Annotated in this window: 15 protein-coding genes; 7 read left to right on the forward strand and 8 right to left on the reverse strand. The window is 42.2% G+C overall.

What is annotated here, in order from left to right:
• Positions 1-466: 466 nt before the first annotated feature.
• Together Q8M62_RS00055 and Q8M62_RS00060 are read right to left on the reverse strand one after the other, a co-directional pair.
• Positions 467-919, reverse strand: coding sequence for a YciI family protein (locus Q8M62_RS00055; RefSeq protein WP_304901309.1), 453 nt, complete (start codon positions 917-919; stop codon positions 467-469).
• Positions 920-930: 11 nt separating this feature from the next.
• Complete coding sequence (locus tag Q8M62_RS00060) at positions 931-2,319, reverse strand: TIGR00341 family protein (protein WP_304901308.1); 1,389 nt, start codon at positions 2,317-2,319, stop codon at positions 931-933.
• Positions 2,320-2,710: 391 nt separating this feature from the next.
• On the opposite strand from Q8M62_RS00060, the gene Q8M62_RS00065 reads away from it, so the two are divergent.
• The 4 genes from Q8M62_RS00065 to Q8M62_RS00080 are packed head-to-tail and all read left to right on the forward strand — an operon-like array spanning position 2,711 to position 5,681.
• A complete protein-coding gene (locus Q8M62_RS00065; protein WP_304901307.1) occupies positions 2,711-3,082 on the forward strand; it encodes a response regulator in 372 nt (123 codons plus the stop codon).
• A 59-nt stretch (positions 3,083-3,141) separates the two neighbouring features.
• Entirely contained in the window at positions 3,142-3,939 is a 798-nt protein-coding gene (locus Q8M62_RS00070; RefSeq protein ID WP_304901306.1) for an ABC transporter permease, read from the forward strand.
• 3 nt (positions 3,940-3,942) lie between these two features.
• A complete protein-coding gene (locus tag Q8M62_RS00075) occupies positions 3,943-4,701 on the forward strand; it encodes an ABC transporter ATP-binding protein (RefSeq protein WP_304901305.1) in 759 nt (252 codons plus the stop codon).
• A complete protein-coding gene (locus Q8M62_RS00080) occupies positions 4,698-5,681 on the forward strand; it encodes an MlaD family protein (RefSeq protein WP_304901304.1) in 984 nt (327 codons plus the stop codon). The genes Q8M62_RS00075 and Q8M62_RS00080 overlap by 4 nt, the downstream gene beginning before the upstream one ends.
• Before the next feature lie 81 nt (positions 5,682-5,762).
• Here Q8M62_RS00080 and Q8M62_RS00085 read toward each other — a convergent pair whose 3' ends face one another.
• The 3 genes from Q8M62_RS00085 to Q8M62_RS00095 form a co-directional block, all read right to left on the reverse strand.
• The gene (locus tag Q8M62_RS00085; RefSeq protein WP_304901303.1) at positions 5,763-6,815 is read right to left on the reverse strand and encodes an endonuclease/exonuclease/phosphatase family protein; all 1,053 of its coding nucleotides are present in this window, start codon (positions 6,813-6,815) and stop codon (positions 5,763-5,765) included.
• Between the two features lie 85 nt (positions 6,816-6,900).
• Entirely contained in the window at positions 6,901-7,641 is a 741-nt protein-coding gene (locus tag Q8M62_RS00090) for an energy transducer TonB (protein WP_304901302.1), read from the reverse strand.
• An 18-nt stretch (positions 7,642-7,659) separates the two neighbouring features.
• Entirely contained in the window at positions 7,660-8,442 is a 783-nt protein-coding gene (locus tag Q8M62_RS00095) for a hypothetical protein (protein ID WP_304901301.1), read from the reverse strand.
• A 267-nt stretch (positions 8,443-8,709) separates the two neighbouring features.
• Here Q8M62_RS00095 and pgi point away from each other — a divergent pair, with 267 nt between their 5' ends.
• Positions 8,710-10,359: a glucose-6-phosphate isomerase gene (gene pgi, locus Q8M62_RS00100; protein ID WP_304901300.1), complete on the forward strand. Its 1,650-nt coding sequence runs from the start codon at positions 8,710-8,712 to the stop codon at positions 10,357-10,359.
• On the opposite strand, the gene Q8M62_RS00105 is transcribed toward pgi, so the two are convergent.
• The gene (locus tag Q8M62_RS00105) at positions 10,356-11,897 is read right to left on the reverse strand and encodes a hypothetical protein (protein WP_304901299.1); all 1,542 of its coding nucleotides are present in this window, start codon (positions 11,895-11,897) and stop codon (positions 10,356-10,358) included. The two genes, pgi and Q8M62_RS00105, sit on opposite strands and share 4 nt — an antisense overlap.
• 272 nt (positions 11,898-12,169) lie before the next feature.
• Here Q8M62_RS00105 and Q8M62_RS00110 point away from each other — a divergent pair, with 272 nt between their 5' ends.
• The gene (locus tag Q8M62_RS00110; RefSeq protein WP_304901298.1) at positions 12,170-12,586 is read left to right on the forward strand and encodes a LytTR family DNA-binding domain-containing protein; all 417 of its coding nucleotides are present in this window, start codon (positions 12,170-12,172) and stop codon (positions 12,584-12,586) included.
• Here Q8M62_RS00110 and Q8M62_RS00115 read toward each other — a convergent pair.
• Positions 12,583-13,791, reverse strand: coding sequence for an S-adenosylmethionine:tRNA ribosyltransferase-isomerase (locus Q8M62_RS00115; RefSeq protein ID WP_304901297.1), 1,209 nt, complete (start codon positions 13,789-13,791; stop codon positions 12,583-12,585). The two genes, Q8M62_RS00110 and Q8M62_RS00115, sit on opposite strands and share 4 nt — an antisense overlap.
• A gap of 70 nt (positions 13,792-13,861) precedes the next feature.
• Here Q8M62_RS00115 and Q8M62_RS00120 point away from each other — a divergent pair, with 70 nt between their 5' ends.
• Positions 13,862-14,944: an o-succinylbenzoate synthase gene (locus tag Q8M62_RS00120; protein ID WP_304901296.1), complete on the forward strand. Its 1,083-nt coding sequence runs from the start codon at positions 13,862-13,864 to the stop codon at positions 14,942-14,944.
• 209 nt (positions 14,945-15,153) lie between these two features.
• On the opposite strand, the gene Q8M62_RS00125 is transcribed toward Q8M62_RS00120, so the two are convergent.
• A complete protein-coding gene (locus Q8M62_RS00125) occupies positions 15,154-16,302 on the reverse strand; it encodes a lactonase family protein (protein ID WP_304901295.1) in 1,149 nt (382 codons plus the stop codon).
• Between the last annotated feature and the right edge of the window lie 67 nt (positions 16,303-16,369).

Genomic DNA, 16,369 nt, shown 5'->3' on the forward strand with positions numbered 1-16,369 from the left:
AGAAAACCTCGCAAAATCCTCCCAAATGAACATTTTCCCACCATAGGGGGCTTCACTTACCAAATTCTACCTGAAAACCCCCAAATTAGACGAATAGAAAAAGAATTAACCGACTATTATATTTTAGTCGGACAGTAGTGATTCTAAATTCAGAAATATTGAGCTAAAGGAGTTATTGAGTGTCGAATCGTACTTTAAGTCTCTCCACATGAAATATATTGTCGTGTCGGCTAAACTCAATTTTGTAAATTCAACTTCTTCTGTTTTTCGGACTTTCGACTCCTCTTCAGTTTTTGTGTTTACCTGTTCACAAGAAGTCAAAAGAGATAAGGCTGTAATTATTTGTATTATTTTCATTTTTTTAATTCCCGTTAATAGAACACCGATAACCGCCTTCGACTCCGCTCAGCCTGACAAACAATGCCACTGAGACTGATCACTGATCACTGAACACTGCCACTGCCCTCTAAAAACTCTTCTTCGTCACTTTCGGATATAGCTCCGGCAGCATCATCAATGCCGCTGAACCGTACCATTCCTTCAAATCCATTTTCAAAACTCCGGCAATGATTGCAGGGTCGGTTTCGGTAAGTGCTTTGGCTTCTTCTAAGGTTTGAACGTCAAAGATGTAGATTCCCCGCAAGTCATCATTTCCCATAAATGGTCCTGCAACGATCAATTTTCCCATTTCAGCCATTTTGCCAATGTTGGCCATATGTCCGGCTTGGATTTCGGATCGCTGTTGAGGAGTGAAATCATTGACCTTATCACCCCTGAACAAGAAGGCCATTACATATTTTCGCATGCCATACTCATCGGCACCGAGTTTTTGCGCCAGAGCTTCATCGTAAGCGTCTTGAGCGAAAGCTGATCCGCAAAAGGTCAGGATCAGCAGAATAGGGAAGATTAGTGTTTTCATGGATTTTTGGTCTAGTCTATGATAAGTGCTACGGTATCTGATTTTGTTCTGATTTTCAGCCAATCCTGTAGCTTTTTAATTTCGGTACGTTGGGGTTTTGGCTGAAAGGATGCATAGGCCGAAATCAGCGTGTCGGTTTTGTTTTTTTCCAAATCCGTAAAAATCGACCTTCCCAGACTGAATTTTTTCAAGTTGGGATGATGGATTACAGCCTCATTGGCTACCTCTCTACTGAGGGACCGGATCTGGGCATCTTCCGAAAGCTCACGTTCTAACAGGGCGATTTTTCGGTCTTTGTCAATAATTAGCCCCTCATTTCGCTCATAAAGATCCTTGAGAATATCGTTTCTCAGGACATTAATGTCAGTGCCCTTGCTGCCGCTTTGATTGATGACAAGCTCAGTTTCGTTGAGCCCCATTGCAGTGATTTTATTTTTTAAAATTGCAATCTCTTCCTCGGAAACCAAATCTCCGATCAGACTGATCTCAATCATCCGACTGGTGTTGGTGTATTCATAGGTGGTATTCAAAACTTGAGTTCGGGGAAATTGCATTTCAATCGCGACAAACTGCCTCGCTTGCTCGTTCCAAATAGTTTTTTTGACAATACCGTAGGCCAAATAAACACTGGGTATCAAGGTCAGAATCGTGAAAATAGTGATGTAGGTTTGCACTCGCTTTTCCCGGGTAGCGTCCAAAAAATGCTTTTTGGGATAGCCCATAAAACGTACAATCAAGTAGGTCGATAAGCTGATGAAAACAGAGTTAATAAAGAACAAATAGAAGGCCCCAAAAAAGTAAAGTAGGTTGCCCGTGGCTAGTCCATAACCAGCCGTACAGAGTGGTGGCATCAAAGCAGTGGCGATAGCCACACCCGGAATTGCATTACTTTTCTCCTTCCTCGATCCAGCAACAATACCCGCAAGTCCTCCGAATAATGCGATCAACACATCCCAAACTGTGGGCTCAGTTCGTGCCAGAAGTTCTGATTCAGCTCCATAAATAGGAGTGATCGAGAAATAAATCGTCGAAGTAAGAATGGCGATAAAGACCGCCACGAGCAAATTTCTAAAAGATCGTTTGAGCAGTTCAAAGTCATTGATACCTGCTGCCATACCGATCCCCATGATGGGTCCCATGAGGGGTGAAATTAACATGGCACCGATGATCACTGCCGTAGAATTTACATTCAATCCGACCGAAGCGACGAGAATGGCAAATATCAAAATCCAGAGATTGGCACCTTTGAATTCGACGTTTTTTGAGATGTATTCGATGGTTTCGAGTTCGTCCTCTTTGCCCTCTTCCAGGTCAAATCGTTGGCGCAGGTATACCAACATGCGGATCAAACCGCTCCGTTTTATTCTCTTTTTCTTCGGCTCTTGAGTTAGTTCAGGCATGCACTAAAATTAGCTTTTTTTCCATAAGTGGATCTTCTTTTAGGTGAGATACGGAAAAATATTTACAAGAATAAGTGGGGGAGGAGGGGCCTGAGGTAATGTTAAATCCGGAATTATTCTGAAATAATTACCTCTTTAAAAAGTTTAATTAAATAAATTCAACTAGCTGATTTACAAATAATATAAGAGTGATTTTGATCCATCATAATTTGCCGAGCCTAAAAAATTTAGGCTAGGCTAAAAAACATGAACCCATTCAGTCTTGTACAAGATTGGGCAATCAAAAAGACTGATTCAAACTTTAAACCTCCATCCAACCATTTATTTTTTTCGTTTCTTTGATTCTGAAAAAAATGATTCTCCTTACAACTAATCACATATTTTTCTAGTCATGAATGAATTTCCAAGAAGGAAAATTTTAGTATTGGACGATGATAAAATCCAGCATCTCCTGTTTCGAAAAAGAGTGGGGCTTCTAAAAAGTGAAGTGGATTTGTTTTTTTTTGAAGATGCTGTTTCGGCCTTAAATTTTATTCAAAGTACTCCGCCGGATGTCGTTATTTCAGATATCAATTTGAATAAGATGGATGGCTGGCAATTTTTGGAAGAGATCCATAGGAGTGATTTCAAAGGAAAATTTTACCTGCTTTCCGGATCCATTTATCCAAATGACCGTCATCGTGCAAATGACGATTCTCGGATATCAGGGTTTTTTGAAAAGCCAATTCAAGAATCTGATTTAATTTTCATCCTTGGCATGTAGCTTGTTTCAATTATTGCTTTTAAGAAAAATACGTAATTTCGGAAATCAGATAATTAAATATGGCTGAAGAACCAGATGATCGCAAGCCTTTGCTTTCAAAGAAAATTGATAAGTTTTTTACAGGACTTGCAGATGCTTGGAATTTTGTAAAGCGATTCTTTCAGGAGGTCTTATTTCCACCATATGAGTTTAAGGAAGTAATCCATCAGTGTTATAGAATTGGGGTAGAATCCCTTCCGCTGATTTCTCTCACTGGGTTCATTGTAGGGGTCGTATTTACGAATCAATCGCGTCCATCACTTTCTGAATTTGGGGCAGCATCCTGGCTTCCCTCCTTGATCTCGATTGCTGTAGTCCGTGCCATGGGTCCATTGGTCACAGCGCTGATTGCCGCTGGTAAAGTAGGATCAAGTATTGGAGCCGAAATCGGTTCCATGAAGGTGACCGAGCAAATCGACGCAATGGAAGTTTCCGCCACTAATCCTTTCAAATTTCTGGTGGTAACACGCGTCCTAGCCACCACATTCATGATTCCCTTGTTGGTGATGTACACTGATTTTGTAGCCTTGATGGGTTCATTTTTGAGTGTAAATAAAAACGAGATGGTAAGTATGACCACGTTTTTTGTTCAGGTATTTGAGTCCATTACGTTCCTGGATATCACCTCTTCTTTGTTTAAATCAGTGTTATTTGGGTTTACAATCGGCATAGTGGGTTGTTACAAGGGATATAATTCATCCAAAGGAACAGAAGGAGTGGGTCGAGCAGCAAATGCTGCCGTGGTAATGGCGATGTTTTTGATATTCATTGAGGAATTGCTAGTACTTCAAATTGTCAATGCCATCAGAGGATCTTAAGCTATGAACCAGCAAGAAAAAGTAGTAGAAATTAAAGACCTAAGAAAATCTTTCGGAGATCTGAAGGTGTTACAAGGTGTTGATTTGGATTTATTCAATGAAGAAATATTAGTGGTTTTGGGAAAATCAGGATCTGGAAAATCGGTTTTGATCAAAATCATGGTTGGGTTATTGACTCAAGATTCAGGAAGCATGAAAGTGTTTGGGCAAGAAATTGCCCAATTGAAAAAGAAACCTCTCAATGCTATGCGGCTGAGGATTGGTTTTTCATTTCAAAGTTCTGCCTTGTATGATAGTATGACGGTCCGGGAAAACATGGAATTCCCTTTGGTTAGAAATGAGAAAAACCTAAGTCGAAAGGAAATTGATAGACGAATAGAAGAACTTCTCGACAGTGTGGGTCTCCCCCAAACGATTAACCAACTGCCGTCCGAATTATCGGGAGGTCAAAAGAAACGAATCGGTGTAGCCCGGACATTGATCCTCAACCCTGATATCATGCTGTATGATGAACCGACGGCCGGTCTTGATCCCATTACCTGCGTGGATATCAATAATCTTATTCTTGACGTCAGGGAACAATACAAGACTTCTTCCATTGTCATTACCCACGATTTAACCTGCGCCAAGCAGACGGGCGACCGAATGGCAGTATTATTGGACGGTCAGTTCAAATCGGTTGGAACCTTTAACGAAGTATTCCCAAATGCGGAAGACGAACGTGTAAAATCATTTTACGATTATAATTTTATAAACTCATGAGAGGCGAAAATAAGCGATCTGTTATAGTAGGAATCTTTGTATTTCTCGGAATAGCTATACTGGTGGCAGGCGTGATGACCCTGGGCGGTCAGCAGAAAAAATTTGTTAAGTCTGTACATCTTAAGACTGTTTTTGATGATGTGGGTGGGCTTCAGGCCGGAAATAATGTATGGTTTTCCGGTGTTAAAATCGGTACGGTGAGAAAGATCAATTTCTACGGTGACTCCCAGGTCGAAGTGGAAATGAATGTGGAAAAATCTTCGGTTGATTTTATCCGCAAAAACTCAAAAGCTACCATCAGTTCAGACGGATTGATCGGGAACAAAATTATCGTGCTATACGGAGGCAGTACTGACTTTCCTGCCGTATTGGACGGAGACAGACTTGAGTCTGTGATGCCTTTAGACACAGATAAAATGATGGAAACACTCCAGGAGAACAACAAAAATCTGGTAGCAATCACCACAGATCTAAAAGTGTTGACAGGGAAAATTGCAAATGGAGAAGGAATCGTCGGTTCAGTGATGACTGACTCTACATTGGCCAAAAACTTCAAATCAATTGTGGTTAATCTTGACAGAGCGTCTTCCAATAGCTTAAAGGTGATCAATGAGTTGAATAGCTTCACTGCAAAACTCAATACCAAAGGGAATTTATTCAACGATCTGGCTACGGATACTTCAATCGCTCCGGATCTCAAAGCAAGCATGGAAAGTCTCAAAGCCACCACAGCTAACTCTGCAGAATTGACCCAAAAGCTATCGGAGATCACGGATAAATTAAACTCCTCTGACAATTCCATGGGAATGTTGCTCAATGATCCCGGTTTTGCCGAGTCTTTGCGCAGTACGATGGAAAACACCGACTCTGCCACTTACAAACTGAGCAAAGGATTGGAGGCGTTGGAATATACCTGGCCTTTCAACAGAGGATTTAAGCGTAAAGCCAAGGCAGAAGAAAAAGCTGCTTCAGATAACTAAGGTTCAAAACCGATCAGAAATGATCGGTTTTTTTTTTGTGGTAAATCTGATCCAAAGACTGGAACATCAGCTGTTTAGATTTTAACTGTTTTCCTTTTTGCCATTGCTGATTTTTTCATTGGCTTCCTTTTTTTCCTCCGGAGAAGCTTTTTCTCGGTCCGTCGATTTTTGCTTTGCCAAAGTGGCTTTCAGTTCAATCGGAAAATGATCTGATCCAATCGACTTGAGCACATGGATCTTGGATAGTCCAAAATGTTTGCTCAAAAACACATGATCCAAGGGCCACCTGAAAAAGGGGTATTTGGCATGAAACGTATTGTAAAAGCCTCGTCCCCGACGTGGATCGGCCATTTCGGAAATTTTCAAAAAGAGGGAAGTCGTATAGCTCCATGCGACATCATTTAGGTCTCCGATCACAAGCGAGGTCTGAGGATTTTCCTTTGATTTTTTCCCGACTACCAGTATTTCCGCATCGCGCTCTGTCGAACTTAGACTCTCACCTGGCACAGGCGGTGCCGGATGGATTGCATAGATGGTAATCAGTTGACCGTTTCGAAGTTCAACATCTATTTCCAAAGAAGGGATTTCTTCATTGATCAAGTAATGAATCTGCTGTCGCTTAAATGGCAGTTTGGAATAAAGGACTAGCCCGTAGGTGTTTTCTAAAGGAAGTAATATCCGATGTTCAAAGGTCAGGTGGAGGGGAGTAAGTGCATCTGCCCAAGTCTGGTCGGTTTCAACTAGAAAAACAAGATCAGGGTCTTTAATTTGAATCAGATTCAGCGTTTTTTCAAACTCCCTATTGTATTGAAAGACATTTCCTACGATTAGGTGAATACCTTTTTCAGGATCATAGGGTTCTTTTTGAACCATTTTTTTTCCAAGAATTGAATAGGGCCAAACTAAAAAAACCAGATAGCTCATACTGACAAAAATACCGGCAGTCCAATACCAAAATCCAGCATCCTCACGACCCAAAAGCATCCAAAAGATCATCAGCGTAGCAAAAACAGATAGTTTTTGGAAACGTGGATAATCAAACACCCGAACCCACCAATAATCAAGTTTGATCAATGGAATCCAAGTGAAAGCGATAAAAAAGGAAATGAGAATTTTAAGAACGAGAATTTCCACAAAAGCCAAATTTGATCAAGCAGGTAAAGAAATAGGATTAGATCTGAAAATCAACGCTTTTGTTCCGTTCTTTCTAATTAAAGATTCAGCTTAACTTAAACCTTACGGGAATGTATAGCCATTTTTCAATGGGTTTCCCTTTCAAGTCCAATGCAGGAGTATAGGGGCCCTTAAATAACCGGACCACCCGAAGTGCTTCCTCACTCAATACTGGATCGAGCTGTATTCCATTGGCCAATTCTATCGCTTTGGCTTCCCCCGATCCTGATATCAAGATAGCTACAATGACTGTCCCCTGAGCCCCTGACCTTCTAGCAGCTAAGGGATAAGTAAGGTTTTTGGCATAAAAATCATTGAGGTCATTTGGGTTGAAACCGGGCTTGAAGTCATCGTAATCATTGAGGTAAGAAGAGTCAGGATTTTGTCTCCAGATGTGGTACTTGTTAATATCCTCTTTGAAAACCTCTCCTTTTTTCATGCCATTTTCAAAGTATGCAGTGATGTACTTTGAGTTTTCCAGGTTTAGGATGGTTTGGCTGGTCCGATTATTCATTGAGTCAAAGTATTCTGTGACTTCCTGCCTAAAATTCCCCTCAGGATTGATGCTTATCCTGCTTTGGCTAACCATTCTGTTTTGGAGGTCAAAAATCCAGACGACAGTGTCTCCAGCCTGAGTCCGATTTTCCAAGCGGGTAAAAAAGACCTCATCTGTTTTTGGATTTTCAACTTGATAAAAATGCTTATTCAAGGGAATTCGATCTTGGGCATACATATAGCTGGAGAAATGGATTAACACCGTAAGCAATAGATTTCTTAGTAGCACCATTGATTCGTTTTTTTGAAATTATTTAAACACGATTCGATCCACACGCCTGGCTCCACCGATATGAAAATGGAGGTAAATCCACTTTCCTACAGGATTTCCAAATGGATCCATGGCCGGTTCAAATTTCGTTGCCCAATTTCTCAGGACAGGAAGAAATTGTAATGCGTATTTTTGCGATGTTCCGAGCGGGTTTGCCCACTCTATGGATTCCGCCTTTCCTACTTCGTCGACATAAATTCCGAAATAGACCAGTTGCTCGTCTTCGGGCCATTCTTTTCCTTCCATGGAGATGGTCAGGCCCGAGTAAACGCCCTCACCTTTTTTGACTTTTTGATTTTTTGGAAGAAAATCGTCAAAAAAACTTTCCTGCGGTTCAGCATCTCCAGCCCGATGGATGACAAAGTTGCGATTTCCTGTATGCAGGACTTGACCAATTTGCTCTCCATCGAAAAAGTAGGTTCTTAAATACTTGGAGTTTGCCAAGTTGATGGTTTCTTTCCAAAGCAGATTTCCATAATTATCATACTGCTCAATAATGTTTTCCTGAAAATCTTCTTTTTTGGTTGAGGATCTGATGATGCGGTTGATCTTATTGTTTAATGTGAAAATCCGCTCCAACTTCACCGAGTCTTTGGTGTATGATTCGATTTTGTTGAAAACATGATTGACAGAATCTTCGGCCGGGATTTCGAAATAATGCTTATTCAGCCGTATTGGAGCCAAGGATTGGGCATTGACTATGCATGGGGTGAATCCCCACCAAAAAATAAAAAGGCTTAAAACATTTAAAATTTTTCGCATTTCAGAATTCACAAGCTAGATTTTCAAACTAAGAGTGAATAAAATGGAAATCCAAGGATTAGATACAAAATCCAATTCAGGTTATTTTCCTGTCCTGAATTCACTTCCATATCCTTTTACTTTTTTACCGCCTTGGGATTTTTACTCAGTTCCCCCAAATGTCAAACTTCGATTGTGTCAAAGAATTGGCACATTCCGTCCACTTTCACCTTCATTCCCCCGATTTAAATCTTATTTTTGTCCTTCATTCCTATTATTCAAAATTTCATGAATGCAATTAATCCAATGACTACGCCTGCCTGGTCAAGACTACTTGAATTAGTAGAAAAACATAAAAATCACTCTATCGCTTCACATTTTGATTATCCGGGACGATTTGAAGAGTTCAGCATTCACTTTGAAGATTTCCTTGTGGATTTTTCGAAAAATAGGATCTCTGATGGAATTCTTCATGCCTTAATGGATTTAGCCCGGGAAACAAATATTCGGAAGGCAATAGAGGATATGTTTACAGGTGTACCAATCAACCAAACCGAAAACAGAGCTGTGCTTCATACGGCTTTGAGAAACCGAAATGGTCATTCGGTGTATGTGGATGGAAAGGACGTGATGCCGGATATTAAGGCTGTTTTGGAGCAAATGAAAACTTTCGCCAATCTGGTCCACGGGGGCAGATGGCTCGGATATACCGGTAAGCCGATCACATCTCTGGTCAATATCGGTATCGGTGGATCTGACTTGGGTCCGGTGATGGTGACTGAGGCATTGAAGCCATTCCAAAACCCTAAACTTGACATCTATTTTGTGTCCAATGTCGACGGTACTCATATCGCCGAAACTTTAAAGAAGGTTGACCCCGAAACCACCCTTTTCTTCATCGCTTCCAAAACCTTTACCACTCAGGAAACGATGACTAATGCCCATACAGCAAGGGAATGGTTTATTGGAAAAGCAAAAGATGAGGCCGCTGTTGCAAAGCATTTCGTAGCACTCTCCACAAATGCCAAATCAGTGGAAGCTTTCGGTATTGATCCTGCCAATATGTTTGCTTTTTGGGATTGGGTAGGAGGCAGGTACTCCCTTTGGTCAGCTATCGGTTTACCGATTGCCTGCGTGATCGGATTTGATAATTTTGAAAAGCTTTTGGACGGGGCTCATTCCATGGATGAACATTTCCGTCATTCGGCCTTTGAGCGGAATATCCCTGTGGTACTGGCGATGATCGGTATTTGGAATACCAATTTTCTTGGCGCAAATTCAGAGGCAATTTTGCCCTATGACCAATACATGCATCGCTTTGCGGCCTATTTCCAGCAGGGAAATATGGAAAGCAATGGGAAATATGTGACTCGTGACGGTAAAAAAGTAAACTATAGTACCGGCCCGATTATTTGGGGAGAGCCAGGTACTAACGGTCAGCATGCCTTCTATCAGTTGATCCATCAGGGGACACACCTGATTCCTTGTGATTTCATCGCGCCGGCGATTTCTCATAACCCAATCGGAGATCATCACATGAAATTGCTTTCCAACTTCTTTGCGCAGACAGAAGCCTTGATGAATGGGAAGTCCCTGGAAGAGGTAACTGCCGAAATGAGAAAGTCCGGAAAATCAGAGGAAGAAATTGAAAAAATCGCGCCTCACCGCGTTTTTGAAGGAAATCGGCCGACCAACTCCATTTTGGTGAAAGAAATCAATCCCTATACACTGGGGCAGTTGATTGCGATGTACGAGCACAAAATCTTTGTGCAGGGGGTTGTTTGGAATATTTTCAGCTTTGATCAGTGGGGAGTGGAACTGGGAAAAGTGCTGGCAAATGGAATTCTTCCCGAACTCGCAGGTGAGAATGAAATCACCTCCCACGACAGCTCGACCAATGGGCTGATCAATGCCTACAAACAAATGCGAAAAGGCTAAGGGGTAAAAATCCCTGCCAAATCTACTTTAAATAACCTCGGGGGAACAGTCAGTCCACTAAAACTGATTCGTTCCCCCGAAATCGTTAATTCCATTTGTGAGTCAATCACAATTCCTTCTGCTTGACTTAGACCTGCCGGACTGCCCAAAAAGAATTGATTTCCCTGTCCTGAAAGTGTAGCTCCGGAGATAGCAGCAAAAGACCAAAGAAATACCCTTGAGCTGATTCCCAGGTTTTCGTAGCCGAGGAGCACAACATTTTTTCCGTCCGGACTTATATCAGCCCCCGTGATCAGTCCCTTGGAATCAAAGCTGCCTTGCAGACTTGCGACCTGTTTGCCCGGATTTGGTGCGAGTGTATAATGTTTTGTTCGTCCATCTCCCCTGTTTTTGGAGAAAAGGTGAAGTTGATTTTCTCTGAAAATCATGGCTTCGCAGTCAAAGTTGTGATTGGCGTTGCTTCCCGAAAAATCACTCTGATCCGGATAGCTGAATTCGATCACTTCTGCCGTCACTTCGGTCTGATTGAGAAGTGAGGTGATGGGAATTTTCAGGACTTTCAAGTCGGTTCGGTTTCCTATATTATTTCCAAAATCTCCGATAAAAAAATGACTTGAGCTGGCTGCCAAATCCTCCCAATCTACATTGGAAGCGTTGTTGACTTTGATGGTTCGGATCAAGGCTCCGGTTTGCGGATTCAATTCCTGGATTTCGGCCGAATTTCCTCCGTCATTGATCGAAAACAGCCTGCCATTGACCCATTGTAGCCCGGAAGTCTCATTGAATGGCGCGGCGAGATCCATAATCCGATATGGAAATAGCACCGACGGATATCCGTTGGGCTCAAGTATCAGACGCTCCGCTGAAATGATAAAATTTGCAGGCTGGAAAACATCCTGCGCTTCGGAAGCTTGATTTGCGATTTGGAATTGTTGCTGAGAAAAGCTTTTGGAAGGCTTGACTATTCGGAATGATTTTCCGTTGGTAAGCGCAAGCTCTGTTTTTAGTAATAAATCCCCCTTTACATAAGTATAGTAAAAGTCATTCATGCTAGAAAGTGTCCCGGCTTGGGGGGTTATTATTTTTGGTGCAGATGCAAGGTTTGATTTTGAAAAGGTAAAAAGGCCAAAGTCTGATTTACCATTCAATAATAAAGACTCAGTAGGAGCGTCAACACTGATCTGTCCGGAAACGGTGACTGGTAGTGTAGATGAAACACTCTCGGAAGTGGAGGTGCCAAGGTATTGATAGCTTCCATAGGGCAACGCGATGGTATAAGGCTTACTGAAATCATTTGGATTCAGAGAAATTTCGAAAGATTGTCCGCTGCCTGCTTCGGTAAAAGTCAATTGGACTTGGTTGCTGAATACATGCTTCCAGGTGAAGTTGGCCTGAGTTCTTCCTGCCGGCTTAGAGCCGTCCTGCAGTTCCATTCCTGTAATGCTTACTTTGCCTATGGCCTTAGCGGGTTTTTCTTTTTCCCCGCAGGAAAACATTACTATCAATACAATCGAAAAAATGGAGGTTATAATTTTCATTTCGGAAGTTGAATAAGTTAAAACTGCGCAATGGCCTGAATTTATAAGATTGTGAGTCGTTTTGAGCCGAATAATTTTTCGCGGCAGCTGAAATTCAAGGGATTATTAAAATCAAAACTACTGCCTAAAAAACAAATTCCTTATACATCCTGTTGCAATCGCAAAGGTTTTAGATATGAATTCCTGCAAGATGTAAACGTTGCGTATCGGGATATTAATCAATCCACGTGCCGGCGGTCAGGATTGACCTTTAAAAAACAACTTACAATCCTATGAAAGAACTATTAGAAGAGGTCCGTACGAATGAAAATGGAATCAGGAATGTGGAAATAGAAGTTCAGAATGATGGAAAAATCCTGATCCCGGATGCCATTTTTGTAAGGTTTGAAGGAAATCTGGTCAAAGTGAAATACGATGATATCCTTTGGCTCAAAGGTGATGGGAATTACACAACATTGGTTGCCCGTCACTCCGTGTTTTCAGTTCGGAATATTCTGAAAGATTTCGAAATTGCGCTTCCCTCCGATCGATTTATGCGGATTCACAAAAGCTATATTGTGCAGATATCTGAGATCAATGCAATCAATACCAAGGAAATAAAAGTTGCCACGGACCTCGTGCCAGTGGGTAGAACGTATTACCACGATTTGGTAAATGGAATTCAGAAACTAGGAAGTCACCCGGATTAAATCCAAAGTAAACTGCTATCCCCGTAGCTGAGGAAGCGGTAATCAGATTCCATTGCCTCCCGGTAGACCCTTTTCCAATCTTCTCCAAGAATAGTGGCAATCAACAAAATCAGGGTTGATCCCGGTTGATGAAAATTGGTGATCAATCCTTCAATCATCCGGTAGCGATAGCCCGGGAATATGAAAATCTCGGTACTTCCCATGATGCTTTCCAGCCCATTTTTTTCCATGAACTCCACTATCGCTTGCAAGGATTCAGATTTTGTCGGAACTGCTGTCCGAGTTTGATAGGCAAAAAGTTTTTCAATCACAAAGTCTTCACCTTTCTCTTCCAATAGCTTTACCCCAAACCAAAATAGGCTTTCCAAGGTCCTCACCGAGGTCGTTCCTACAGCTACGGTATTTCCTTTTTGGGCAAGCAGCTGCTCAATAGTTTCCCGACTTACCTGTATCTGTTCGCTGTGCATGGGGTGTTCCAGTACATTTTCAGCTTTAATTGGCTGGAAAGTTCCCGCACTCACGTGGAGCGTGACTTGCGCCTCCCGGATTCCTTTTGCCCTTAATTTCCGAAAAACATCTTCCGTGAAATGAAGTCCTGCAGTCGGTGCTGCTACAGCGCCCTCCTTTTTTGAATAGACCGTCTGATAGCGGGATTTGTCGGCTTCATTGGGTTTTCGGTTGAGGTAGGGGGGCAATGGAACTTCACCGCTGGCCTCGACCAGATCGACAAAAGCGATCTCAGGATCATCCCATGAGAATTCAACGGCTTTGGTTTCACGGTTAATCAACTTAGCCGAAAGGACGACTTTCCGATCATTAACCTGCACTTGTCCTTTAAGGATTTCTCCGTCTTTCCACTTCTTTGCATTCCCGATCATGGTTTCCCATGTGACAGGATAGTTGGCGAGCATGATTTCAGGGATTACCGTAGTTGGGGCAATGGGCTGAAGTAGGAAAATTTCAATTCTTGCACCTGTTTCCCGCTGGAAAATCAACCTTGCCGGAATTACTTTGGTGTCATTATACACCAAAAGTGTATCGGAAGAAAGTAACTCAGGAAGATCATAGAAATGAAGATGCTTGATATTTCCCTTCAGAAAATGTAAAAGCTTCGAAGCATCCCGCTTTTCAAGCGGAAATTTAGCAATGCGTTCATCAGGCAGTGTATATTCGTACTCACTCAGGTCGATCTTGGGAATCTCCATTTCTTGCTAGTTTTCGGGCGCAAATATAGGTTTCAATCAGCCATTCTTTCGGGTTTTTGCACAGTAATCCATGGTAAATACAGTTCAGCTTCAGTTTTCATACATCAAGCGTACCCTAGTTTTCAGATTTGATGCCGGAACTTCCCGTGGAGTCTTGAAGACTCGGGATGTGTATTGGATCAAAACGTTTGATCCTAAAAACCCCGAAATCTCCGGTTGGGGGGAGGCGGCACCCTTGGTCAAGTTGAGTCCGGATTTTAGAGAGGATTTTGAATCCGTTTTGGAAAAAATCCTTCGGAAGATGAATCAGGAAATTTGGGAATCAGACCCCCAGGCGGTGCTTTTAAAGCTGAAAGCCCTGATTCCATTTGAGCTTCCGTCTATCCGATTTGGCTTGGAAACAGCAATTTTGGACTGGTTGAATGGCGGCGAGAAACGAATTTTACCCAATGACTTTTTTGATGCGCTAAAACCAATTCCGATCAATGGCTTGATCTGGATGGGTGATCGGGAGTTTATGCTGGAGCAGATTGATCAGAAGTTAAGCGAGGGATTTATCTGCATTAAGATGAAAATCGGAGCAATTGATTTCGGTCAGGAAATAGCGCTTCTGGATTATATACGTTCCCGATTTTCACCTGAAAAAATCACCTTGCGCCTCGATGCAAACGGGGCTTTTTCACCAAATGATGCCCTGGAAAAGCTGAAAAAACTAGCTGAATTCCATGTTCAAAGCATCGAGCAACCCATTCCAGCCGGAAATTGGGCTGAAATGAAAAAACTCTGTGAGGTCACACCTTTGGCGATTGCGCTGGATGAGGAACTGATCGGAATAAAAGATAAGGAACAGCTCCTCGAGCAAATTCAACCCCAACATATTATTTTGAAGCCTACACTGATCGGGGGAATTTTGGAAACTCAAGCCTGGATTCAGCTTGCGCAAGAGCGAAACATCGGTTGGTGGATGACTTCGGCGCTGGAAAGCAATATTGGGCTAAATGCCATTTCGCAGTTGGCCTCGATTTATGATTCAAGCATTCCGCAGGGATTAGGCACTGGCAAACTGTACCACAACAATCTCGAATCTCCTTTGGAAGTCCATTCAGGATTTATACATTACAATTCAGAAATGGGCTGGGAAAGTCCAGAATAATCGCCTCGGTCTGTGTCCCCACAGCCCAAAACCAAGAACAAAAGCTTTAGCTTTTTCTCTGTGCCCTCAAAAAGTATTGAAAAGAAGGCAGGGATTGAAGATCTTTTCAATCGTAATCCCTGAATTATTAACTCTCTTTTCCTTTGCGGTAAAAAAAAGACATCTATTTCAAAGGCAGTCTGAAGACCTTGAACCAGTAGTTTGAAAGATTAATCATCCAGTCTAAAAAGATAAACCGGTTTATTAACGGCTGCTTTCCAAAGAGTCTGTGTGAGCTTTCCTGTAAATGAATCCCGTTCAAAAATCACAATGTCATTGCTTGCCTGATGAGCAACCAGGAGGTATTTTCCATCGGCAGTCAAATTGAAATTGCGAGGCATCAGCCCTCCGGATGAGATATTTTGAACAGGCACATATTCTCCCGAAGGTCTTTTTCCAAAAACAGAAATCGTATTCGCATCACCTCGATTGGAGACGTATACTTGTTTTCCGTCAGGAGAAAGTCGGATTTCAGCAGCACCTACTTTGCCTTCAAATCCCTCAACAAGTAAGGATAGCCGTTGTTTTGGAGTCAGTGTTCCATTTTCGTAAGCAAATACGTCCAAAGAAGCAGTCATTTCTTCGACAACCAACACCTCTTTTCCATCTGCCGAAAAGGTCAAATGCCTTGGTCCATCACCCGGAGTGACAGGGAATTCACCCGAAAGTCTTAAAGGCTCTGCCTGTGAACCGTCAAAGTCATACACATAGATTTTGTCCGTACCCAAGTCAGCCACCAAGACCTGCTTTCCGGCCGGATCGAAAGTCGTACTATGGACGTGGGGTTTTTCCTGTCGCTGAGGGTTCACACTTTTTCCTTTATGCTGAATTGTCTGCGCATGTTCCAGCATTCCGTCCGATGACACTTTGAATACGCTCAAGCTTCCTCCCGTGTAATTTCCTAAAATCACATAATCTTCATTGGGAGAAATCGAAATATGGCAAGGGTGATCCCCTCCTGATTTTTTTTGATCGATCAAAGTCAGTGAATTGTCATCGGGATTTCTTGCAAAACTCAGCACCTGCCCACCCGGCGTGCCTGATTCTTCTTCCAGGGAAAAAACCCGTTTTCCATCCTTTGAAGCGATGACAAATGATGGATTGGCGATACCACCGGCGATGGTCTCTACCGTCAGGATATTTTCTGAGGGAGAAAAATAGAGGTGATTGATTCCTTGAATCGGAGAGTCAGTGTAGGTTCCGATCAGGAATTCATAACTTAAGGGTGTAGGGGTGGAGGCAATCACTTCAGTTTCTTGTTTTGGGGAGGAGCAGGCCGCCAAAAGTAAAGCGGCACATAGCGTCTTGATGGAGTTCATGCCTTGAAATTAGAAATAATTTTGGCTTTTGTTTTTTTTCTTTTTTAGCGATAAATCAGAATAAAAA

It is taken from the genome of Algoriphagus sp. (assembly GCF_030694375.1).
Classification (GTDB): Bacteria; Bacteroidota; Bacteroidia; order Cytophagales; family Cyclobacteriaceae; genus Algoriphagus.